At 41.8% G+C, this 22,231-nt stretch carries 18 protein-coding genes, 1 tRNA gene and 1 other RNA gene; 11 read left to right on the top strand and 9 right to left on the bottom strand.

Translation table 11 applies throughout. The features are described from left to right. Positions 1 to 76 precede the first annotated feature (76 nt). Entirely contained in the window at positions 77 to 1,441 is a 1,365-nt protein-coding gene (rsxC, locus tag BuS5_RS10050) for an electron transport complex subunit RsxC (protein WP_035265537.1), read from the bottom strand. 474 nt (positions 1,442 to 1,915) lie between these two features. Here rsxC and BuS5_RS10045 point away from each other — a divergent pair, with 474 nt between their 5' ends. Next, a complete protein-coding gene (locus BuS5_RS10045; RefSeq protein ID WP_027354081.1) occupies positions 1,916 to 2,812 on the top strand; it encodes a universal stress protein in 897 nt (298 codons plus the stop codon). 158 nt (positions 2,813 to 2,970) lie between these two features. Here the strand turns inward: BuS5_RS10045 and BuS5_RS10040 are convergent, their stop codons facing one another. Next, on the bottom strand, positions 2,971 to 3,204 hold the full coding sequence (locus tag BuS5_RS10040) for a hypothetical protein (RefSeq protein ID WP_051374813.1): 234 nt from the start codon (positions 3,202 to 3,204) through the stop codon (positions 2,971 to 2,973). Between the two features lie 247 nt (positions 3,205 to 3,451). Here BuS5_RS10040 and BuS5_RS10035 point away from each other — a divergent pair, with 247 nt between their 5' ends. The 5 genes from BuS5_RS10035 to BuS5_RS10015 all read left to right on the top strand — a co-directional run bounded on the left by BuS5_RS10035 (position 3,452) and on the right by BuS5_RS10015 (position 9,367). Next, the gene (locus tag BuS5_RS10035) at positions 3,452 to 4,123 is read left to right on the top strand and encodes a methylenetetrahydrofolate reductase C-terminal domain-containing protein (protein WP_027354079.1); all 672 of its coding nucleotides are present in this window, start codon (positions 3,452 to 3,454) and stop codon (positions 4,121 to 4,123) included. Positions 4,124 to 4,195: 72 nt separating this feature from the next. Next, the gene (locus BuS5_RS10030) at positions 4,196 to 5,119 is read left to right on the top strand and encodes a methylenetetrahydrofolate reductase (RefSeq protein ID WP_027354078.1); all 924 of its coding nucleotides are present in this window, start codon (positions 4,196 to 4,198) and stop codon (positions 5,117 to 5,119) included. Between the two features lie 67 nt (positions 5,120 to 5,186). Further along, a complete protein-coding gene (locus tag BuS5_RS10025; protein WP_051374815.1) occupies positions 5,187 to 6,356 on the top strand; it encodes an FAD-dependent oxidoreductase in 1,170 nt (389 codons plus the stop codon). After that, positions 6,353 to 8,008, top strand: coding sequence for a hydrogenase iron-sulfur subunit (locus BuS5_RS10020; RefSeq protein ID WP_027354076.1), 1,656 nt, complete (start codon positions 6,353 to 6,355; stop codon positions 8,006 to 8,008). Before BuS5_RS10025 ends, BuS5_RS10020 begins: the two co-directional genes overlap by 4 nt. 39 nt (positions 8,009 to 8,047) lie before the next feature. Continuing rightward, positions 8,048 to 9,367: a (Fe-S)-binding protein gene (locus tag BuS5_RS10015; protein ID WP_084445993.1), complete on the top strand. Its 1,320-nt coding sequence runs from the start codon at positions 8,048 to 8,050 to the stop codon at positions 9,365 to 9,367. 227 nt (positions 9,368 to 9,594) lie between these two features. Here BuS5_RS10015 and BuS5_RS10010 read toward each other — a convergent pair whose 3' ends face one another. From BuS5_RS10010 to BuS5_RS09990, 5 genes are all read right to left on the bottom strand, one after another. Continuing rightward, a complete protein-coding gene (locus BuS5_RS10010; RefSeq protein ID WP_027354073.1) occupies positions 9,595 to 10,938 on the bottom strand; it encodes an FAD-dependent oxidoreductase in 1,344 nt (447 codons plus the stop codon). 106 nt (positions 10,939 to 11,044) lie between these two features. Beyond that, positions 11,045 to 11,515, bottom strand: coding sequence for an HAD family hydrolase (locus tag BuS5_RS10005; protein ID WP_027354072.1), 471 nt, complete (start codon positions 11,513 to 11,515; stop codon positions 11,045 to 11,047). Further along, positions 11,508 to 13,709 (bottom strand): SF1B family DNA helicase RecD2, encoded by a 2,202-nt coding sequence (gene recD2, locus BuS5_RS10000; RefSeq protein WP_027354071.1) that lies wholly within the window; start codon positions 13,707 to 13,709, stop codon positions 11,508 to 11,510. The genes BuS5_RS10005 and recD2 overlap by 8 nt, the downstream gene beginning before the upstream one ends. Before the next feature lie 50 nt (positions 13,710 to 13,759). Next, positions 13,760 to 14,122: a HepT-like ribonuclease domain-containing protein gene (locus tag BuS5_RS09995; RefSeq protein ID WP_051374811.1), complete on the bottom strand. Its 363-nt coding sequence runs from the start codon at positions 14,120 to 14,122 to the stop codon at positions 13,760 to 13,762. 279 nt (positions 14,123 to 14,401) lie between these two features. Beyond that, positions 14,402 to 14,474, bottom strand: a tRNA-Thr gene (locus BuS5_RS09990). Positions 14,475 to 14,527: 53 nt separating this feature from the next. Between BuS5_RS09990 and BuS5_RS09985 the strand changes: the two genes are divergently transcribed. Beyond that, the gene (locus BuS5_RS09985) at positions 14,528 to 15,571 is read left to right on the top strand and encodes an endonuclease/exonuclease/phosphatase family protein (protein ID WP_051374808.1); all 1,044 of its coding nucleotides are present in this window, start codon (positions 14,528 to 14,530) and stop codon (positions 15,569 to 15,571) included. Positions 15,572 to 15,724: 153 nt separating this feature from the next. Here BuS5_RS09985 and BuS5_RS09980 read toward each other — a convergent pair whose 3' ends face one another. After that, a complete protein-coding gene (locus tag BuS5_RS09980) occupies positions 15,725 to 16,765 on the bottom strand; it encodes an alpha/beta hydrolase (RefSeq protein ID WP_051374806.1) in 1,041 nt (346 codons plus the stop codon). A 102-nt stretch (positions 16,766 to 16,867) separates the two neighbouring features. Here BuS5_RS09980 and ffs point away from each other — a divergent pair. From ffs to dnaK, 3 genes are all read left to right on the top strand, one after another. Then, an RNA gene (ffs, locus tag BuS5_RS09975) (signal recognition particle sRNA large type) lies at positions 16,868 to 17,114 on the top strand. A gap of 340 nt (positions 17,115 to 17,454) precedes the next feature. Then, a complete protein-coding gene (grpE, locus tag BuS5_RS09970) occupies positions 17,455 to 18,069 on the top strand; it encodes a nucleotide exchange factor GrpE (protein WP_035265529.1) in 615 nt (204 codons plus the stop codon). Positions 18,070 to 18,098: 29 nt separating this feature from the next. Further along, positions 18,099 to 20,048, top strand: coding sequence for a molecular chaperone DnaK (gene dnaK, locus BuS5_RS09965; protein WP_027354068.1), 1,950 nt, complete (start codon positions 18,099 to 18,101; stop codon positions 20,046 to 20,048). 167 nt (positions 20,049 to 20,215) lie between these two features. On the opposite strand, the gene ubiE is transcribed toward dnaK, so the two are convergent. After that, positions 20,216 to 20,923 carry a bifunctional demethylmenaquinone methyltransferase/2-methoxy-6-polyprenyl-1,4-benzoquinol methylase UbiE gene (gene ubiE / locus BuS5_RS09960; RefSeq protein ID WP_035265528.1) on the bottom strand — a complete coding sequence of 236 codons (708 nt, stop codon included), beginning with the start codon at positions 20,921 to 20,923 and terminating at the stop codon, positions 20,216 to 20,218. Positions 20,924 to 21,042: 119 nt separating this feature from the next. Between ubiE and dnaJ the strand changes: the two genes are divergently transcribed. Beyond that, positions 21,043 to 22,158, top strand: a complete 1,116-nt coding sequence (gene dnaJ, locus BuS5_RS09955; protein ID WP_027354066.1) for a molecular chaperone DnaJ — start codon at positions 21,043 to 21,045, stop codon at positions 22,156 to 22,158. Positions 22,159 to 22,231: the final 73 nt, after the last annotated feature.

The raw sequence follows: 22,231 nt of genomic DNA, 5'->3' as shown, positions 1-22,231 counted from the left end.
TAAATTTGATAGTCTCGTTAGAGGATTAAAATTTAAAGATAACTATTGGAAAAATCAGCAGTTCTTGTCCGCGCCACTATGGCTTGTTCATCGCTGCAATAAGGACCTTACCTGCCCGGATCAACTGAACCAGCGGTATGCCGGCCGGGCAGATATATGCGCAGCAGCCGCACTCAAAACAAGCCATAATATTATACCGCCGGGCGAGTTCAAGATCTTTATGACGCCCCGCCAAAGCTATTTTTGTCGGTACCAGCCGCATGGGGCATACATCCACACAACGCCCGCAATGCACGCAGGATGTTTCTTCAGCTTTTTGTACATCTTCTTCGGTAAGAATGGTAAGGCCGCTGGTTCCTTTGGTAACAGGAGTTTCCAAATCTATAAAGGGGAAGCCCATCATTGGCCCGCCGGCTATCATCCTGGATGCATTTTCATTCAGGCCGCCGCAAAACTCTATGAGTTCTCCGCAACTGATGCCTATGGGTGCCAGAAGATTGGCCGGCCTGGCCACTCCTCCGCCGGTTACGCTTACAACCCTGTGTGTAAGGGGCTTGTCTTTTATCAACGCCATCGCAACGGCAGCAATGGTGCCCACATTACTCACCGCCATGCCGACATCCGAAGGGAGTCCTCCAAGGGGGACCTCATGTTTGGTCAAAGCCAAGATCAGATGCTTTTCGCTCCCCTGGGGATACTTTGTTTTCAGAACCGCAATCCGAATAATAGTATCCTGGGCAGCCTGGCGCAATGCATCCACGGCATCCATCTTATTGTCCTCAACATTGATAACAATATCCCTGGCGCCAAGCGCATGCCCCGCCAGCAAAGCGCCTGTGATGATTGCCGCCGGAGCTTCAAGCATAAGCCTGTAATCGGATGTAAGGTACGGCTCGCATTCACAACCGTTTACCAAAAGAGTATGAACAGGCTTTTTGTCATTAGGCATAAACTTGACATGGGTTGGAAAGGTGGCTCCGCCAAGCCCCACTATGCCGGCGTTATTTATTGCTTCGGCTATCTTGTTCGGATCATATTCACCAATTCCGTTTTTTGGCCAATCAGCGCCGGTCAGATCCGCATAAAAATCGTTACCTGCTGTCTGATTTTCTTCGGCTTTGATTACAATAGCTTCAATGTGCAGGCCGGTCGGAAGTGTCGTTACAGCCGATTTTTTAACCTTGCCAGAAACAGGTGAGTGGAGCGGCACAGATACAAAACCCCCGCTTTTTGCCACCACGTCTCCGTAAAGAACATCCTGCCTCGCTTTGACTATCGGTTTGGATGGCGCTCCGATATTCTGCTGTAATGGCAGAAGCAGTGTTTCAGGAGCCGGCACTACCTCAATCTGTGCATCTGATGAATAATGCTTCCTTCCAGGAGGATGTACACCATGCGCAAAAGTGCCTCCACCTGCAAAACCTTTCAAGCCTAATCTCATAATATCTCCACGCAAACCGAGACCCGGAAAATAACCCATTTAAAAAAAAAATAATTTGAAAGCCTTGTAAAAGATACCCATTTCATCCAATTCTTGAACTTTAACAAAATGGAACATTTTTCAAAGTCTCAATTTATCTGTAATTTTGAAAAATTGTAGTTCGTAATGATCTTACAGACATCATCAAGCAATTATATCTACCCTGTCGTGAAGTTTCGATTTTTTATCAAGAAGCAGGATAAGTACCTAAAGTATTTAAACTATAAAACAACTCTCACAATGTCAAGAAAAATATATACTACTTTAATTTTTTTTATCCAACAGGTATTATATCTCTTTTTAACAAAAAAATGATTGACAGAATATAAGGATAATGAAATCGTATTATTTAACGTAAGCTTTTCCCTGCTAAGCTATATAATGCAATAACATGATATCATTTTTTGATTTCAACAAAAAAAATAGGTGGCTTTTGTGATTGAAAATGAAAATATAAATAAAATATTAATTGCTGTTGACGGATCCGATCAGTCCCTGCAGGCAGTCAGGTATGCCAGCTTAGTTATGCCCTGCAAACATACGGAGGTAGTACTTTTTTATATAGGCGATAAATTTTCCCAACTCTTTTTTGATATGGACAGGAACCCGCTATATCAATCGAAGATGCCCGAACTTAAACGCTGGATGGCAGACCAGCAAATGCAGATGGGCAATTTTTTTAAAGTATGTTCCGATATTCTGATTAAGGCCGGATTTCCAAAAAATTCCGTAGTCGTCAAAACCCAGACAAAAAAACTTAGTGTCAGCAGAGACATTTCGAAGGAATCATATAATGATTATACCGCCGTTTTGATGGGCCGCACCGGTATCAGCAAACTTAAGGATATGTTTGTTAAGAGCCTGGCCACCAAGCTGGTAGGAGCAATAAGCCACATTCCGATCATTGTGGTCGGAGGAATTCCGTCATCCAAAAAAGTATTGATGGCCTTTGACGGTTCTCACAGTGCTCTAAAGGGTTTAATAAATGTCGGACTGGCTCTTAGTCATTCGGAATGCGAAATAATGATGTGTCATCTCGTTAAAGCAGGCAAAAACATTGAATTGCAAAAAGAACAGATAGAATTAGATTTCAAAAAAGCCGTAGAAAAAATTATTGAAGCCGGAATGGCGGAATCGGCCGTGCAAAATAAAATACTAACCGTATATAAAAGCCTGGCCGCCGGCATTGTGGGTGAAGCCGTAGCGGGAGATTACGGTACAATTGTCATAGGGCGGCGAAGCCTTGTTACATTTATTGAAGAAGCTGTTATAGGAAGGGTTAGTAATAAGGTACTCGATACCGCTAGCGAAATGGCTGTATGGATAACATAATGGCTGGCATAAAAATGAAGAGCGGATTGATAATTATAGATTTTCACCTATAGATGTTCATGTTTACGGGAACAATTTTTTTAAATTCATGTTACAATATAAAGGAGAATATTATGTCTACACCAAAACATTGTCCCGGTTTTGAACAATTCAAAAATCTAAAGGCTTTCAAATGCAAATGCCCTAGCTGCGGAGAAGAAAATGAAATATTTTCTGATGAATTTGACAAGACGCATATCTGCAAAGCGTGCGGCAAAGAGATAGATTTCACACTTTGCACTCTGGATGGAGCCGCATAAAGCTTCTTTAACAGAACCTCCATCCCTTACACCCCCAAACCATTGCTCGCAGTTGAACATCTCCAGTGCTTTTGCATCATCATCTTTCCCCATCCATATACGTTCCCATGCGGCAGCGTGGGAACGAGATTAAAACAGTTGCCATATATCCAATATTCGGGAAAATTAATTTCCTTGACATTTTTAGGATGTATGACATAATATTAAGGTTAAAATTTAAGGGTATATAGCAATTTTTGTAAATCAATATTTTCCAAATATTGCGCCAGAATATTTTTTTTAAATTATTGTTGGTATTTATATATGATACAAATATTGAGTGATTAAAACAGGAGGATTCATGATTGTTGCACAGAGGAAGCCCTTTGATGAAATCAGGGCGTTGCTGGGGGGCTACAAAAAAGTTCTTACAGTGGGTTGTGGAACTTGCGTCGCTGTCTGCCTTGCCGGCGGTGAAAAGGAGGTGGGAATTTTAAATTCCGAACTTAAACTTGCCGCTAAAGTTGATAATAATCAAATTGAGTTTGGCGGGATTACTGTTGAACGGCAATGCGACATGGAGTTTCTGGCTGAACTGGACGACCTGGTTGGCGGATATGACGCACTCTTATCCATGGCCTGTGGTGCCGGCATCCAGTTTCTGGCGGAAAGGTTTCCGGATTTACCGGTTTTTCCGGCTGTTGATACAACTTTTATTGGAGTTAACAGGGATGTGGGCTGGTATGAGGAACGATGCCGGGGATGCGGCACATGCGTACTTGGAATGACCGGGGGGATCTGCCCTGTAACCATGTGTGCCAAAAGTCTTCTCAACGGTCCTTGCGGAGGAACAAACCAGGGTAACTGCGAAATCAGCCAGGATCAGCCATGCGCCTGGTTTCAGATTTATGAAAGACTGGAGAAACAGGGACGGCTTGAGAATATTCTTGAAATTTGTGAACCTATTGACTGGCGTAATCAGACACCCCGGACAGTAATTCAACCGGCTTATGCAAAACGTTATCAATCTTAACCCGGATGCAGCGGAGAAATAAGCATTCTTTGCATGCCCCGGTTATTATAAACAATATAGGAAATTTTTGATATGAAAGCAGAAAGCAATCTTGAAAAAGTTTTAGAAGCAGGACATTTTGCTTTTACTGGTGAAGTCGGACCTCCTCGAGGAGCTAATGTTGAGGCTGTTAAGAAAAAAGCCGGATTTTTAAAGGGGCTTGTCGATTCTGTTAATATCACTGACAACCAGACTGCCATGGTACGAATGTCCAGTTGGGCGGCTTCCATGTTTGTTATGCAGGAAGGACTGGAGCCTAACTACCAAATGGTATGCCGTGACCGCAACCGTTTGGCCATGCAAGCCGATATCCTGGGCGCATATGCCCACGGAATCCGGAACATACTCTGTTTGTCAGGTGATCATCAGCAATTCGGAGACCATCCCCAGGCAAAAGGAGTCTTTGATATTGATTCAATGCAGCTTATCGGCATGGTTAAAAAAATGCGCGACGAAGGGAAGTTCCTCGGCGGAGCAGATATCGATACACCGCCCAAACTTTTTATAGGTGCCGCCGCTAATCCCTTTGCAGATCCATTTGAATGGCGCGTACATCGCCTGGCAAAAAAAGTCAAGGCCGGCGCGGACTTTGTTCAGACTCAATGTATTTATAATATGGACAAAATGCGGGAATGGATCAGGCGCGCCAATGATATGGGACTTACCGAAAAAGTTTACATCCTGGCCGGAGTAACCCCCATGAAAAGTCTTGGTATGGCCAGATATATGAAAGCTAAAGTCCCTGGGATGGATGTACCTGATAATGTTATTAATCGTCTCAAGGGCGTTGAAAAGAAAAAACAGGCCGATGAAGGTATAAAAATGGCTTGCGAGCAGATTGAAGAATTCAAAGAGATGAAAGGCGTTGCCGGAGTTCATCTTATGGCTATTGAATGGGAACATAAGGTGCCTGAAATTGCTGAGCTGGCAAAGGTGTTGCCCAGACCGAAGGTATAAACGTTTGATGATTTTTAATAAAAAAAACTCAACAGTCACAAATTAAAGGAGTTTCCAAGTGGGTAATATGAATAAACGAGTTTTGGTCGTCGGGGGTGGAATTGCCGGTTTGACTGCCGCCTGGGAGCTGTCAAAATTCAACATTGATGTGGTACTGGTTGAAAAGACATGCTTTTTAGGTGGGCATGCAATCCAGTTTTGCTGCAAAGCCACGGATGAATGCCTGACATGCGGAGCCTGTTCGGCTGAGGATATGCTGCAGAATGTGGTAAATGAACCCGGGATTCAAGTTCACCTTGCAACAGAAATTGAGCAAATTACTAAAAACAACGGCTATTCCGTCAGCCTTAAAAAAAGTGCTTTACCGGATGACCAGGATGGTAAAGGTCTAATCAAGGCCTTCTCAAAAAACAATTCACCTCTTTATGTGGTTACTGATAAAAACGCTTGTTCAAATATCCCTGAAGGTTCGGTTGAATTTAATGAATTAGGTTTTGACGGTGATATTGATGTGGATGCCATAATCCTGGCCAGTGGTTTCAAAGCTTTTGATGCCGGCCAAAAGGGGACTTATGGCTATGGTAAATTCGAAAATGTAGTTACCGGTCTCGACCTTGAGCGAAGCAAAAGAGAAAATGGTTTTATTGTCAGGCCATCTGATGGCAAGGAGCCGCAAAAAATCGCATTTATTCAGTGTGTCGGCAGTCGGGATCAAAATCTGGGGAATTTATGGTGCTCACAGATTTGCTGCCCTTACGCACTCAGAATGGCCAGTGGCATCAAATTTAGAAACCCTGAGGCGGATATCACAATTTTCTACATGGATATCCAGAATGCGGGCAAAAATTCTTCTCTATTTTATGATAAATGCAAAGAGGAATTTAATTTTATCCGGAACATACCTGTAGATGTTTATCCAATGGAGGATGACAAGCTGCGGACGCGGTACCTGAATGATGAGGATGGTTCGGCGGTCGAGGATGTTTTTGATATGGTTGCATTGTCAGTCGGAATAACGCCGGGCAGCGATAATGAAAAATTATCGGAAGTGCTGGGCATTGATCTTAATATAGACGGTTTTTTTGCATGCACGAACACATTAAGCAGAACCTCTACATCAAAAGATGGTATTTTTATTGCCGGAACTGTGCAAGGTCCCAAGAGTATACCGGCTTCCATGGCTCATGCAATCCAGGCTGCGGGTGAAGTTTTAAAACATTTGGGGGTGAGCGGATGAATGATATGACAAATAATGATATGGAAAAAATAACCGTCAATACCGAAGTTCTGATTGTAGGCGGCAGCGCTGCAGGCTTAAAGGCGGCAGCGGGAATTGCAGCCTGCGGATATAAGGTATGCCTGATTGAGAGTAACTCCGGGATTGATATTCAAAAAAAAGAGCTGCTGACCGGATTAGGTGAGCAGGATATTACCGGTCTTAAAGAGCTTGAAAAAGAGGTATTATCAAACAGCCGGATTGAAATCCTGACCGATACAAATTTAGTCGGGGTTAACGGTGTTCCAGGTGATTTTAATCTTAAACTGGAAAATAAAGACGGGATCATTGGAAAAAAAACAGGCGCTATCGTGATCGCGACCGGTTTTACCATCAAGCCCTTGAATGATAAATATCAGCTTTCCCTATCAGACAATGTTATAACCCAGTCCAGCCTTGAAGAGATGCTGGCTGCAGGGGATCAATCCGCCAGGGAAAAGCTGGCAGGTAAAACAGTTGCTTTTCTTCTGGGTTTCGGGAATTATGGATATCCGATTGTGATGGAGAGACTTGTCCGCAGCATTCTTGCAATTGAACAGATTGAAGGCTGCACTGCTTATGTTTATGCCGGTGATTTAAAGGTAGCCTCAGACTCTTTGGAAAGGATCTATAAAGAGAGCAGGGATAATGGGGCCACATACTTTAAACTGCCCCAAATGCCGGAGATCAGCCAGGACGGAAAAAAAATCACTTTTTTCGATCCTGTATTAAGGCAGGATATGGAACTTTCCCCCGACTTACTGGTCGTTGAGGAAGAAATCTGCCCAGGTCAAAGTAATGACGAACTGGCCGGACTTTTGCGTATAGATATGGAAGCGGCCGGGCTTATGCAAAAAGATAATGTTCACCGTTTTCCTGTTTCTTCCAACCGGGAAGGCATTTTTGTTATAGGCGCGAGCCGCGAAGTGCAAAATCTGCCTTTGGAAATAACAGATGCCGCCAATGTTGTTCTTGGAGTAAAAAATCTCCTGGGTGACGGCACAAGGATGGCACCGAAAGAAAGAGGTATTGTCGACACCGGCAAATGTGTATTCTGCATTACCTGTTACCGTTGCTGCCCGCATGGAGCCATTTATTGGGATGAAGACAACAAGGCTGTCATATCTCCCCTTGCCTGTCAGGCTTGCGGTATCTGTGCTAGTGAATGCCCGATGGATGCAATCCAGGTTGGCGGCTTTACAGATACCGACCTGAAAGAGGAGATTAAACAATCGATTGAACCTGATGCGAAAGCTCCCCAAATTGTCGCTTTTTGCTGCCGGAACTCTGCTTTTGAAGCCGGGGTGATGGCAAAAACATTTAATATGCCGGTTCCCGAGGGCCTGAAAATGGTAAAAGTGCCATGTGCCGGAAAAATTGATCTGGACTATATATTGACCGCTTTTGTAGAAGGTGCAGACGGGGTCCTTGTTTTGACTTGTCATAATGGAAATTGTAAATCCGAACGGGGAAATATTTTTGCCGAATGGCGTGTCGACGATGCTCATCGCATGCTGGAGGAATCCGGTTTCGGAAAAGAACGGCTGCAGTTTGCCACCCTGGCTTCCAATACAGGGAGTCGATTTTCTGCTATTGTTTGCGACATGGAAAAAACTATAAACAATTTAGCTTAAGGCTCGCGTTAAAAAAAAATATTTAGGGGGTTTATACAAATGGCTAAGGAAGCTATAAAGCTTGGGAAAAAGGAAAAAAGTTATTTTATAGACAAGGTTAAGGAAATCCTCCCTGATGGCGGAAATCTTAACCTTTGTCTTACATGCGGGGCATGCTCTTCAGGATGCCCCGCAACAGGCCTGGAGGACATGGATCCCAGAAAATTTCTTCGGATGGCTGCGCTGGGAATGGATGAAGAGATTATTAAATCGAATTGGCCGTGGATGTGTACCTTATGTCAAAGATGCATTTATGTCTGCCCCATGGAAATTAATATTCCACAACTGGTACATTATGCCAGGCAACTCAGGCCCAGGGAAAAACGTCCAAAAGGGATTCTCGGTTCTTGTGATATGGCCTTGAGAAATGACTCTTGCAGTGCCATGGGAGCAACTCCTGAAGATTTTACATTTGTGGTTGAAGATGTTCTTGAGGAATATAAGGAGGCACAGCCTGAATTTGCCGATATGGAAGCGCCGGTTGATAAACAAGGAGCAGAATTCTTTTTAAACCAGAATTCCAGAGAGCCTGTAACCGAACCTGACGAGATGGTTCCGCTCTGGAAAATTTTGCACCTTGCTGGAGCAAACTGGACATACGGCAGCAAGGGGTGGGGCGGAGAAAATTACTGTATGTTTCTTGCTGACGATGATGCATGGAAACATATTATTAAAACAAGTGCCGATCATGCCCAGGAACTTGGATGCAAAGTTTATCTTAATACTGAATGAGGTCACGCTACCTTTGCAGTCCGGGACGGACTGAGAAAATTCAATATTAAACATAATCTTGAAATTGTATCCATCTATCAATATTATGCCAAATGGATACGTGAGGGTAAACTTAAAGTAAATTCAGACTGGAACAAGGATTTGAAAATTAAATTTACGGTACAAGATCCTTGCCAGATTATTCGCAAAAGTTATGGAGATCCTGTAGCTGAAGATTTGCGTTTTGTTGTAAAATCGATAGTTGGAGAAGAAAATTTCATTGACATGACTCCAAACAGGTCAAATAATTTTTGCTGTGGCGGCGGCGGCGGTTTTCTCCAGTCAGGTTTTAATGAGCAGCGACTTGCTTTCGGTAAGATTAAAGATGAGCAGATTAAGGCAACAGGAGCCGATTACTGTATAGCAGGTTGTCATAATTGTCATGATCAGATTCACAAACTTAGCGAACATTATGGAGGCCACTACCCTGTTGTCCATCTATGGACTTTGATTTGCCTTTCCCTTGGGATACTCGGTCCAAACGAACGGGAATATCTGGGTGACGATTTAAAGGAAGTTGCTGTATTTCATCCTGAAACTGCGTTATAATTGAAGTAAAGTAAAGAGTTCGGCCGGACGCAACCAGCCGAACTCTTTAAAATATTGGTTCATCGATGAACAGCTATTAGCACTTAGCTTTTAGCTGTTAGGTATTGACGCTAAAAGCTAATAACTAACAGCTAAAAGCTAATACCTGATGGCATAGTTTAATTAGTATATGCTCAAGAAATAGAATTTCCACAATAATCCGCTATGATCCAAAATATTTTATTGAATCAATGTGTTAGTGGAATAACAGCCTTGCAAGCAGCGTTCACAATAGGATAAATTAACGGCGACGAAGTCAGGGCGGGATGTGTTCCCATCTGGAATTTGACTATATCGTTTGCCGTCATTTTGTGCATGATGCATGCGCTGAGTACATTCACCATTTCTCCCACCGGCTTACCGCCGGACAAAGAGCCTCCGAGAATAATTCCGGTATTTTTAGCAAAGACAAGCCTCACCTTTGTAAGGGTGGAATCGGGCATGCCGGCGGGATGTGTGTCCGGCGCCTCTGCTGTTGTAATGACAACTTCCGCCCCTGTTTGTTTTGTATGTCTCTCGGTAAGGCCTGCAACAGCAAATGCCCTTTCATTGATAACTGTGGAAAAAACACTGATGGCGCCACAATTATTATGGGTTGGAGAGAATAGATTAGCCCCGGCAATTCGTGCCTCTGAAGTGGCAATCGAAGCAAGCATGACACCGACCGGTTTTCCGTCAAAGAATGAAACTTTTTCAGCACAGTCACCACATGCAAAAATATCCGGATCGGTATAGGTTCTCATATAACGATCAACCTTGATCGTATTTCTGAATCCTAATTCCAGGCCTGTTTTTTTTGCGAGCCCAGTATTGGGGACGGCCCCTATCCCGAGAATTATCATGTCCGCCTTCAATTCATTGCCGCTTGCCAGTTTTACACCGGTAACCTCTTCATCACCAAGGATGCTCTCAACCTTTTCATTCACCATGATCTTTACCCCGGTTTCTTCTATCTTTGCCTGGGCCTCATCACAGAATTCATCATCCATGGCATTTTGCAAACAGCGCGGCAATGCCTCTATAACTGTTATTGCAACGTTTCTGCCCTTACGGCACTCATCGGCAAATTCCATACCTATGAAACCGCCGCCGATAATGACAATATTTTCTGCTTTGTCAACCGCATTCAAGAGGTTAGCTAAATAAATAAAATCCTTTTTTACGGGAAACACATTTTTCTTGTTAATTCCTTGAATGGGAGGTATCAGCGGCCCTGAACCAGTCGCAAAAACCAATTTTTCATACCCGACGGTTTCTCCGCCTGAAAGACTGATAATTTTTTTTTCACGATCCACTCCCACGGCTTCACCCTTTATCAGTTCTATGCCGTTTTTTTCCAAAAGTCCGTCAGGAATAACATTATGTTCAGGCCCCCCAACTGTGCCGTAAATATATGGAATACCGCATGGAACAAGAACAGTGCCTTCTTTTCTGATTAAAATGACCTTTTTATCAGGATAATGCCTTCTGCAGCTTATCCCCGCGGAAATACCTGATAATCCACCTAAAATCACCACATCTGCTTCTTTCATATTATCTCCTCCCACTTTAAAGAATTAAACCGGAATCTAAATTTATAGAAATAATAATCTCTATCCTTCATAGCATGACTATCCATTCTTTCAATCAGGACCTCAATCAGGACCGCAGCGTCGCGACAAGACGTTTAGTCTTGGTCAAAAGATCAAGGGCCGCCAGGATATCCTTGCAAACTACATCCGCAGACAGAAGGGTTTCGACTGACGCTCCTTCCTCCTGTATAAGCGCTATGCCCAGCACAGCACCTTTAAGCATAAGGCGGTCGTTTCTGCCGTTTCCTATACATACCGAAAAATCCGGCCCCAGCTTTTTAACATAATCGAGTTTTCCGGTGTCCTGATTGTCAAGCGGAAGTATCGATAATAGAGCCGGTATTCCTTTAAGCCGGGATGCGGCCCTGCCGAATGTATCCGCCGTAAGAACATGGAGTTTAATATCATTCGCAAGAATTTTTAATCTTTCACCAACGCCTTCAATCAGGTAACCGTCACAGGACAAGGTGCCGTTGTAATCCATTACAATATGCTTCAGTTGCAAAGTCCTGTACCCGGGGATTTTAATTTCAATCACAACTCTTCACTCCTTTTTTAATAGGGGTTAGTCTTTCTTTCAGATAAGTATATCTCCTATGGGTCTTGTCGTTCTTTACTGCTATTGCCATGGCTTTTTTCGTACCTACGATAACAACAAGCCTCCGCCCCCTGGTTACTGCCGTATAAATAAGATTGCGCTGGAGAAGCATATAATGCTGGGTAAGAACAGGTATAACTACAACAGGATATTCCGAACCCTGTGATTTATGAACTGAAACCGCATAGGCGAGCACGAGTTCATCAAGGTCATTAAAATCATAGGTTATTCTTCTGCCGTCAAAGGAAATCGTAACCTCCTGATCCTCGGTCGACACTCGTATAATTCTTCCTATATCGCCATTAAACACATTCTTGTCATAATTATTCCTTACCTGCATTACTTTATCATTTACTCTGAAATTCCTGCTTCCCCGTATAATCCCGGTTCCGGAGGAATTTAATGCTTCCTGTAATTTAATATTAAGATTAGCGGCTCCTGCCACGCCCCTGTGCATGGGGGATAACACCTGAATATCATTTACAGAATCGAAACCGAATGAACTTGGCACCCTGTCCTTTACCAGTCTTAAAATAATATCAAGCACCCTCTCGGGATCTTCCTGTTCAATAAAATAAAAATCATTCTTTTTATCTTTTGATATCAAGTAAGGCATCATACCTTTATTTATCCTGTGAGCATTTACAATAATCCGGCTTTCCCTGGCCTGACGAAAAATCTCGTTAAGTTTTACAACAGGCACTAAACCCGACCCGATGATATCATTTAATATGTTACCCGCACCTACAGAGGGCAGCTGATTAACATCACCCACGAGAATAAATGTGGCTTCCGGTGGTATCGCTTTTAAAAGATGATACATAATGACAGTATCTATCATTGATGCTTCATCTATAATTAGAAGATCACAATTTAACGTTTTTTTTTCATTTTTCTGAAACCCGCCGTTTGCAAAACTGTATTCAAGCAGCCTATGAATTGTTTTTGCTCCATAACCGGTGGTTTCGCTCATCCGTTTTGCGGCTCTGCCGGTGGGTGCCGCAAGCATAATACGGCCTGTTATTTTAGAAAAAATTTTTAAGATAGCGTTGATTATGGTGGTCTTGCCGGTACCAGGTCCGCCTGTAATAATCATCATCTTATTTTCACAGGAACCGGCAACCGCTTCAATCTGTTTTTCAGCAAGCTGTATGGAGAGCTGTTCCTGAACCCACGCCACAGCACTATCAATATCAATACTACGCATGCAGCCAGGTGAAAAAACAAGCCTCTTTATCATGCCGGCAATCCTGGTCTCGCACAGATAAAACTTTGCAAGATATACAGCCTTGTTATTTACAGCAAATTTTTCAATACCGGAATTCAAGTCCTCAATAACTATTTTCTTATTAACAGCAATTGCTGCTATCGCATCAACAACAACATCCCTCTCAACCGTAAGTATCTCCCGGCTCTTCTTTATCAGCTCTTCATAGGGATAATATACATGTCCCTCATCAGAAAGCTGATGCAGGACATAGAGTATTCCTGCCTCAATCCTTTGCTCGGAATCTTTGGAAAATCCGAGCTTTTCTGCTATAGTATCGGCTGTTATGAATCCTATTCCGTAAATATCCTCCGCCAGACGATATGGATTTTCAGTAACCACCAGGACGGAATTATTTCCGTACTCCCTGAAAATCTTTACCGCATAACCTGAACTCACACCGTGCGTCTGAAGAAAAAGCATGACATCCCTGATCTCTTTCTGCTCTTCCCACGCCTTTTCTATCATGGCGACACGTTTTTTGCCGATACCATCAACCTCAACCAATTTTTCAATATTATGTTCAATAATATTAATGGTTTTTTTGGAAAATCTCTTTACTATCCGTCCGGCCATTACAGGCCCGATACCCTTAATAAGGCCTGAGCCGAGATATTTTTTTATACCATAAAGAGTAGCGGGAACATCCGTCTTATAATTAACCACCTTAAACTGTTCACCGAATTTTGGATGAACAGACCATTCCCCCTCCATTTTAAGAATTGCCCCGGGTGTCGGGGACATCAAATTCCCGACAACCGTAACAAGGTCTCTCTGCCCAAAGACCTTAAGCCGGGCAATAGTAAAACCGTTCTCCTCATTGCAGTAAGTTATCCTTTCAATCTGGCCATCAAGATTTACAAGCATAAACAGACTCTTTTACATTCCAAATATATTTCCTTAAATTGATTAATTCCCTAATGATTCGCTTTTATACAATTTTTTTGAATCTGTAAAATATACTTTCTCACATCCGGAAAACTGTCAATAACCTTTCCGCATATAACACTTGCTTCAATTCTGCCATAATCATGGGCAAGAAAATTTCGAAAACCTGCAATTTTTTCAAAAGAATAGGCAAATTCAGGATCAAGGATACCGTTGTTACCTAATATATCGAATGCTTCAAAATAAGATTCCCCCAAGTAAGCCTTCAAAAGGACAGCAATGTCGATATCGCTGGATTTTGAGGCTGTCCCTTGTACATGAGAACCGAATAGATATGCAAACAAGATCCGGTCTTTATGTTTTGTTAATACCTTTTGGATGATATCTTTCATTGGATTTCAGATTTTAAGAAAAAAACGAATCATTATGTTGAATTGCAATTACCTGTAAACCTTAAGGTGATACAATAACATTAGTACACTAAATATTCATTGAGAACAACTCAATTTCCCTATGAGCAGCAAGGGAAAAAACCTGAGAACATAATTGACATTAAAAATATAAATTTATACAAAGAAATTGTTTGGTGAAAACTGATGAGCGATGAAGTACTGGTGAGAATCTATTAACTGTGATTTGTATGATTAGTGGATTTTTTTGATTAAGAATGAAGCCGATGTGCGGAATTGAACCGCAGACCTGCTGATTACGAATCAGCTGCTCTACCAACTGAGCTACATCGGCGTAGATAATTTTAAAATGTATCATGCATAATTTCTAAGGGTCAAGTTAAAAATATGCTTACAAGGCTTATAATTAAAATTCTAATCGCATCTACACTGCTTTTTTTTGGCTTTCTGACATCAATTGAAGCGGTAACATTCAAAATAGCCAGCTATAATGTTGAAAATCTCTTTGATCTTGATAGAGACGGAACGGAATATTCGGCATATCTGCCCTATAATCATTATGGATGGACCAAAAAGATGCTTGATAAAAAAATATCAAACCTGGCCCGGGTAATCAAGGGGCTGAATGCCGAGGTGGTGGCATTGCAGGAAATTGAATCAAGAAAAGCGCTGATTTTGTTGGTTGAAAGGTTGAAACACAATGCTGTTAATTATCCATATTATAAAATAGCAGCAGCAAAACCGACTTCAGTTAAATGTGCAGTTATTTCAAAATTTCCAATTATAAATAAAAAGGAAATAAAAGTTGATAATGATTCTGCCAGAAATATTTTAAAGATTACTCTTAATATAGAAGGAGCGCCATTTATTGTTTTTGTGAATCACTGGAAATCCAGGAGAGGTCCTGAAAGCTGCCGAATTAAATATGCAAAAGCTCTTAAAAAAGAGATTGACAGGCTGCCGGCTGATTCTGACTTTATTCTTACAGGTGATTTTAACTCATGCTATAATGAATACAGAACTATTAAATATTCAAAAAAGTTAAACGATACTAAGGGTGTAACCGGAATAAATCATATTCTCATGACCATTAAAGGTTCTGACATGGTCAATGAAAAATTTGTAAGAAAACAGAAGGAGAATGAATATCTTTACAATCTATGGCTTGAACTCGGCAAGGGTAAACGCTGGTCATATATTTTTGCCGGCAAAAAAAGAAGTTTCGATCATATGATAATATCAAAAGGGTTGTATGATAATAAGGGAATAGCCTATATCGACAATTCGTTCGACAGGTTCACGCCTGGATACCTGTTTTACAAAAAAGGCATTTATCGCTGGCAAAGGGCAGAAAGAGGGAAAGGCCGCCATCTTGGCAAAGGTTACTCGGACCATCTCCCCATTTTTGCATATTTTTCCACTAGACCCTGAAAATCCATATCTGTTAAAAACTGGACATTCTTCATATCACTTCAAAAGTACTTTACACTTTTTTAACAAATAAACCTATCTGTGTGCATCTATGCTCCATTGTTGTTTCAAAAATGTCAACAACAAATGAAGGATGCCAAAAACTGTGAACTATCAGTCGACGGTATGTTCGAGATAGATTAAAATTGTATTAAAAGTCCTTTTTTGCAGTTCAAAGCTCTCATTTAAAAGATGATGCCGGCCGTTTTTAATTATTTTAATTTCAGCTTTTGGGAATTTTTCCTTTATCTTTTTAAGGTTGTATCGCCAGGCTACTGTTTTATCGAGGTTACCCTGGATTACCAATAGATTCTTTGATGACACCCCATAATCCTGAAACGATCCATTCCATTTAAAAAGAGAAGTGACCCATTGCAAAGGCACTTTTCTATACTGCAAGGGATCTTTTTCTTTAACAAATTTTAAAAATTCTGTATTGGAAGAATTTTTTACAAATTTCCTGGGTACACTGTCAAAAAAAGGGCTGCACAGAAACATGCCTGTTTTTGAAAGATACCAGCCATATGAATGTACCAGGGGAGCGATTAATATTATTTTATCAAACGGCATATTGTCTGTAGTCAGTATAAAATCGATAGTAGCTGCGCAGCCTGTACTATGTGCGATAATATGCAAAGGGCCAGGGAATTTGGTCTGATATAAAGAGACAAAGTCATTCAGAATATCCGAATAAACCTTGAAGTCGCTTATCGACACCCGTTCACCTGAAGATAGTCCATGCCCCGGCATATCATAGGCCGCAACTGCAAATCCTTCATTAACAAGAAAGTGTATAGTATCCTTTAAAGTACCGGTGTGATCAAAATAACCATGAAGCAAAAATACGGTGGCCTTATGATTTTCAGGCCTGAAAACGTTTGCTGCAATGATGTAACCGTTTGATATGAATGACCCGAAATAGTGCTTTATATCCGGTATATTTAATTTATAAAAATCGAAATATAATCTAAAAGAGCCTTGCCCGGGGTAAGGTTCATCCAGGTTAAGCGGAGAGATCGGTACATATTTTTTTTTATTTATATTTGTCCAGTTATCGGAATAAGCAGATAAGGCCGGGCATCCTATGGCAAGCAGGACAAAAAATACAATGGACAATACTCTGCCCCGGATCAATTGTTTGATTATATTATTCATTATCTCTTTCTCTTTTTGTACATAAATATTTAATCTGTTTTTTTTAAGCCGTACCTGTTTTATTCTTGAAAAAAAAACATACTGGTTTATAATAAGAAATGGTTGTGCTAAGTGGGGAGCTAGCGGTGCCCTTTTCCCGAAATCCGCTTTATGCGGGGCCTAATCCCCCTTTCAAGGGTTTTATATTGAAATTTATTATCTGCTTAGGCCGGACACCATGTAACAAACGTTCATGAACCTCGTCAGGTCCGGGAGGAAGCAGCGATAAGTGATACTGTTTGTGTCGTGGATCGATCCCGACCAACGAGCGGCTGATAATTTCAAAAAAATTCGACATAGGGGTGCACAACCTTCTCTATAGATTATCAGAAAATCTATATTATGACCTTTCACACCTTTGCTCTTTACGCTCATTGCTCACCAAAAAAAACGCAATTTATAACCTTCCAAAGTATACCAACTTGACATTGCTTCATCTATCATTATTTTTTGTAAAACATTATTGATGTTCAGTTTAAAAATATCGTAGTTTACCATTTAACCAAGTTAAACTATTATATACTTTAATATAAAAATTTTGGGTGCGTTATCGGTAGTCGGAGTATTATAATACTCTTTCCTCCCTATGGCCTTCCCAAAACAATTATATTGAAGTCTATATAAAGTCATTTCAGGAGAAAAAACTGCCGATGACCGGAGAAAAAGAAGCCAAGAAAGATACCGAGTCTCTTAAGGCCGGTAAGGAAAATAAAAAAAAGTTAAAATCCGTCTCAAGCAAAGCTGATAAAAAAAAAGATACACCAAATGATTTATTAGATCAATTAAAGTCGGAAAAAGAGGCTGCTGAACAGGAGGCTAAAGATACGTATGACAAACTTCTAAGGATCTCGGCTGAGTTCGACAATTATAAAAAACGGACTGCCCGGGACATGGATGAATTCAGAAAATTTGCAAACGAATCTCTCCTCATGAAATTGCTGCCTGTAGTGGATAATCTTGAACGTGCCATAAGCTCGTCACAAGAAAAAAAATCTTCGGAAAGTTGCATTACCGAAGGAATAAACATGACTCTCCAGGAGATTCTGAATATTTTTGAAACATTCCAGGTAAAACCGATAGAATCTTTAAACAAAACTTTTGATCCTAATTTTCATCAAGCAGTCATGCAGGAAGAGACGGAAGAAATAGAAGAGAATATTATCATTAAGGAATTTCAAAAAGGCTATATGATACAAAACAGGTTGCTAAGACCTGCGATGGTAGTAGTCGCCAAAGCAAAAACCAACAAATCTGATAATTCATAAAAAAAATATATCATGCAAGGAGGAGACTGATGGGTAAGGTAATAGGCATAGATCTTGGAACCACTAACTCTTGTGTCGCAATAATGGAGGCCGGCGACGCAAAGGTTATTACTAATACTGAGGGTGGAAGAACAACGCCATCGATAGTCGCCGTTTCAGACAGTGGCGAACGTCTTGTCGGCCAGATTGCCAAAAGACAGGCGATTACTAACCCTGAAAATACGGTTTTTGGCGTAAAAAGATTGATCGGCCGAAAATATGATGCGGATGTGGTTCAGGATGATATAAAAGTACTTCCATATAAACTCGAAAAAGCATCTAACGGCGATATTCGTATTAGACTTAATAATGAACTAAACAGCCCGGCCCAGGTCTCGTCATTTATTCTTGCTAATATAAAAAAGACCGCCGAAGAATATCTTGGCGAACCTGTTACAGAGGCTGTAATAACCGTTCCGGCATATTTTAACGACAGTCAGAGGCAGGCCACCAAGGATGCCGGCAAAATTGCCGGCCTTAATGTTTTAAGAATAATAAATGAACCTACTGCGGCATCGCTGGCATATGGACTCGATAAAAAGACAGAGGAAAAGATAGCAGTCTTCGACCTGGGCGGAGGAACCTTTGATGTATCTATTCTCGAAATAGGCGAAGGAGTCTTTGAAGTTAAATCGACTAACGGCGACACACATCTGGGCGGAGAGGATTTCGATCTCCGGTTAATAAACTACCTTGCAGATGAATTCAAAAAAGACCAGGGTATTGATGTAAGAAACGACAAAATGGCCCTCCAAAGGCTGAAAGAAGCTGCGGAAAAGGCCAAAATGGAGCTTTCCACATCTATAGAAACGGATGTGAACCTCCCCTTTATCACCGCAGATGCAAGCGGCCCCAAACATTTGAATATTAAAGTTACCAGGGCCAAACTCGAATCTCTTATCAGCGACCTTCTGATAAATCTGGAGAAGCCATGTTTAACAGCTCTAAAAGATGCCGGTCTAAAGGCCGGCGATATTAACGAAGTTGTGCTGGTTGGCGGAATGACACGCATGCCGGCCGTACAGGAATGCGTAAAAAAGATTTTCGGCAAAGAACCCCATAAGGGTGTTAATCCGGATGAAGTGGTTGCACTGGGCGCTGCCATACAGGGTGGAGTCTTAAAAGGAGATGTAAAAGATGTTCTGCTCCTTGACGTAACACCCCTTTCCCTGGGCATAGAGACCCTGGGTGGAGTGATGACCAGATTGATAGAAAAAAACACCACCATTCCAACCAAAAAGAGTCAGATCTTCTCCACCGCAGCGGACAACCAGCCCGCAGTTTCAATCCATGTGCTGCAGGGTGAACGTGAAATGGCTCCGGCTAATAAAACCCTGGGACGTTTTGAACTGGTCGGGATTCCACCGGCACCGCGCGGCGTGCCTCAAATAGAAGTGACCTTCGATATAGATGCAAACGGCATTGTTAATGTGTCGGCTAAAGACCAGGCCACCGGAAAAGAGCAGTCGATCCAGATTACGGCATCTTCCGGCTTGTCAAAGGAAGAAATTGACGCTCTGATTAAGGATGCGGAGCTTCATGCTGAGGACGATAAAAAGAAAAAAGAGCTGATTGAGGCCCGCAACACGGCTGACAGCCTGATCTATTCAACCGAAAAATCGATAAAAGATCTTGGCGATAAGGTTGATGCAGACACAAAAAAGAACGTGGAAGATGTGGTTCCGCGTCTTAAAAAAGCTATGGAAGGTGAAGATACTGAAGAGATCAAACGTATCAGCGAGGAGTTATCCCAGGCAGCCCATAAGCTGGCAGAAGCGATGTATAAAAACGCCTCCCAGGATGCGGGTCAGCAAGCAGGCCCGGGATCAGGACCGGCGGGCCCTGATGCCGCCCAGCAAGGAGCATCAGCCACCTCACCCCCTGACGATGATGTTGTCGATGCTGATTTTGAAGAAATAAAAGATGATGACAAAAAGTAACGGAAACTTTCACACCCAACAGGCAAAAATCAATACCGTTACATAAATAATTTTCATTGCGTTATCGGTCGTCGTAGTAGGGGTTCAAGATTTTGAACCCCTACTCCCCCTGGACTTGTGTCAAATTTTAAACTTGGGTAATTATTTGACGGTCTATACTATCTGAACTACTTCTTGTGGCCAATAAACAAATTCACAACACCTGAGGTCAACCCTTTCCATCTGACATTTGAAAAATTCGCTTTAATCATTATGTCAGCAAATTTTTCCGGCCTTGGAAAATTAATGACTGAATCCGGAAGATATTGATATGCCGCAAGGTTCTTTGAAAACAACCATCCTATCAAGGGCAAAATTTTTTTAAAATAAAGCAAATAGCTATTCAGCAGGAGTCCTTTTTTGGGTGTGTTTAATTCAAGGATTAGAAGCATACCGCCATGCTTCAGACTGTTATGGAAACTTTTTAATGCTGATAATTTGTCGCCAATATTCCTTATGCCGAATGCTATTGTAACAGCATCAAATGTATTATCTTTAAATGGAATATAAAAAGCATTTCCGGCAGATAGATGAAACCTGGATTCTTTGCTTTTACCTTTAATTTTTTTACTGGCAAGCATAAGCATGTTAATTGAAAAATCGAGGCCAAAAACATTTACTTCTGATTTTTCCCGTCTTAAAATTTCCATGCCTATATCTCCGGTTCCGCAGGCAACATCAAGGACTCTTCCCTTGCCGGAGACATTCAGTTCAGATGCCAGGGCTTTTCTCCACAAAATATCCTGTCCCAGACTTAGCAGATGGTTAAGCAGATCATATCTGGGAGCTATTTTATCAAACATCTCCCTGATAAAAGGAAGTTCTGTTTTTTGCATTGACAATTCCGATAAAGGGATTATGTTCAAACATAAATTCTATATTACATTTTATTTTTAAAATAAATTATCATATCTATTCCACTTTTACAATAAAAGACTTTTAAACAGGGATTTACATGATTGCAAAAAGGGATTATTACGAAATTCTTGGCGTCGCCAGAGACGCTGATGGACCTGAGCTTAAAAAGGCATACCGACAGCTTGCACTTAAATATCATCCGGATAGAAACTCGGGTGACAGGGAAGCTGAAGAAAAATTTAAAGAAGCGGCCGAAGCTTATGATGTTTTGAATGATTCTCAAAAACGGGGCATTTATGATCAGTACGGCCATGAGGGACTGGAAGGCTCTGGTTTTTCAGGGTTTGGCGGTTTTGATGATATATTTTCAAACTTTGGAGGTATATTTGAGAACCTTTTCGGTTTCGGGGGCGGAGGCCGAACACGTTCCGGCGCTAAAAAAGGAGCCGATCTCCGGTATGACTTATCATTGAGTTTTATGGAAGCGGCATTTGGAATGAACAGGGATTTAACAATAGAGAAGCGGGAAGTCTGTTCTGTGTGTGACGGAAGCGGCTGCGAGCCAGGAACAAGCCCTGCAACCTGCCCCCATTGTAAGGGGACAGGTCAGGTTACCAGGAGCCAGGGTTTTTTTACAGTCAGAACAACCTGCCATCACTGCAAGGGCAACGGCCAAAGCATCCCTCATCCCTGCCTGGAATGCAGGGGAACCGGACAGGTTATGGTCACCAAAAAGGTATCGGTCAAAATTCCCGCCGGAGTCGATTCCGGATCAAGGCTGCGACTTACTGCTGAAGGAGAGGCTGGTGTTAAAGGTGGGCCTCCTGGTGACCTTTATGTTTTTATTTATGTTGATTCGCATGATTTCTTTGAGCGTGACGGCACGAATGTGATATGCAGTGTTACTGTTTCATTTGTACAGGCTGCATTAGGCGACGATATAAAAGTCCCGACCCTTGACGGAAAAAAAACACTTGTAATTCCCAAGGGAACCCAGCCTGGAGACCTGTTTCGTTTTATGGGCGAAGGGATACCATCTCTCAGAGACGGCCGGCGCGGTGATCAGATAATACATCTGAAAATGAAAACCCCAACCAATCTCAACAAAAAACAGGAAAAACTCCTGAAAGAATTTGCCAGGATTGAATCCGGCAAGTTTTCCCATAAATTAAAAAATATAATCAAGGGCGAATCTATGAAGTCTGCGGGATAGATATTGAGAAGCCTACCAGAAGACTATAAAGTTTCGGTTCATCACGGATTAGTGTGGTAATCCATGATGAACA

Source organism: Desulfosarcina sp. BuS5, from assembly GCF_028752835.1.
In the GTDB taxonomy this organism is placed as follows: domain Bacteria; phylum Desulfobacterota; class Desulfobacteria; order Desulfobacterales; family BuS5; genus BuS5.
This window is presented reverse-complemented; position numbering and strand designations above follow the sequence as displayed.

Coding starts and splice junctions, on each gene's coding strand:
- rsxC (WP_035265537.1), bottom strand. CDS start 1,441: ATGAGATTAGGCTTGAAAGGTTTTGCAGGTGGAGGCACTTTTGCGCAT.
- BuS5_RS10040 (WP_051374813.1), bottom strand. CDS start 3,204: ATGGGGAAAGATGATGATGCAAAAGCACTGGAGATGTTCAACTGCGAG.
- BuS5_RS10035 (WP_027354079.1), top strand. CDS start 3,452: ATGATTGTTGCACAGAGGAAGCCCTTTGATGAAATCAGGGCGTTGCTG.
- BuS5_RS10030 (WP_027354078.1), top strand. CDS start 4,196: ATGAAAGCAGAAAGCAATCTTGAAAAAGTTTTAGAAGCAGGACATTTT.
- BuS5_RS10025 (WP_051374815.1), top strand. CDS start 5,187: ATGAATAAACGAGTTTTGGTCGTCGGGGGTGGAATTGCCGGTTTGACT.
- BuS5_RS10020 (WP_027354076.1), top strand. CDS start 6,353: ATGAATGATATGACAAATAATGATATGGAAAAAATAACCGTCAATACC.
- BuS5_RS10010 (WP_027354073.1), bottom strand. CDS start 10,938: ATGAAAGAAGCAGATGTGGTGATTTTAGGTGGATTATCAGGTATTTCC.
- recD2 (WP_027354071.1), bottom strand. CDS start 13,709: ATGCTTGTAAATCTTGATGGCCAGATTGAAAGGATAACTTACTGCAAT.
- BuS5_RS09995 (WP_051374811.1), bottom strand. CDS start 14,122: ATGAAAGATATCATCCAAAAGGTATTAACAAAACATAAAGACCGGATC.
- BuS5_RS09985 (WP_051374808.1), top strand. CDS start 14,528: ATGCTTACAAGGCTTATAATTAAAATTCTAATCGCATCTACACTGCTT.
- BuS5_RS09980 (WP_051374806.1), bottom strand. CDS start 16,765: ATGAATAATATAATCAAACAATTGATCCGGGGCAGAGTATTGTCCATT.
- grpE (WP_035265529.1), top strand. CDS start 17,455: ATGACCGGAGAAAAAGAAGCCAAGAAAGATACCGAGTCTCTTAAGGCC.
- dnaK (WP_027354068.1), top strand. CDS start 18,099: ATGGGTAAGGTAATAGGCATAGATCTTGGAACCACTAACTCTTGTGTC.
- ubiE (WP_035265528.1), bottom strand. CDS start 20,923: ATGCAAAAAACAGAACTTCCTTTTATCAGGGAGATGTTTGATAAAATA.
- dnaJ (WP_027354066.1), top strand. CDS start 21,043: ATGATTGCAAAAAGGGATTATTACGAAATTCTTGGCGTCGCCAGAGAC.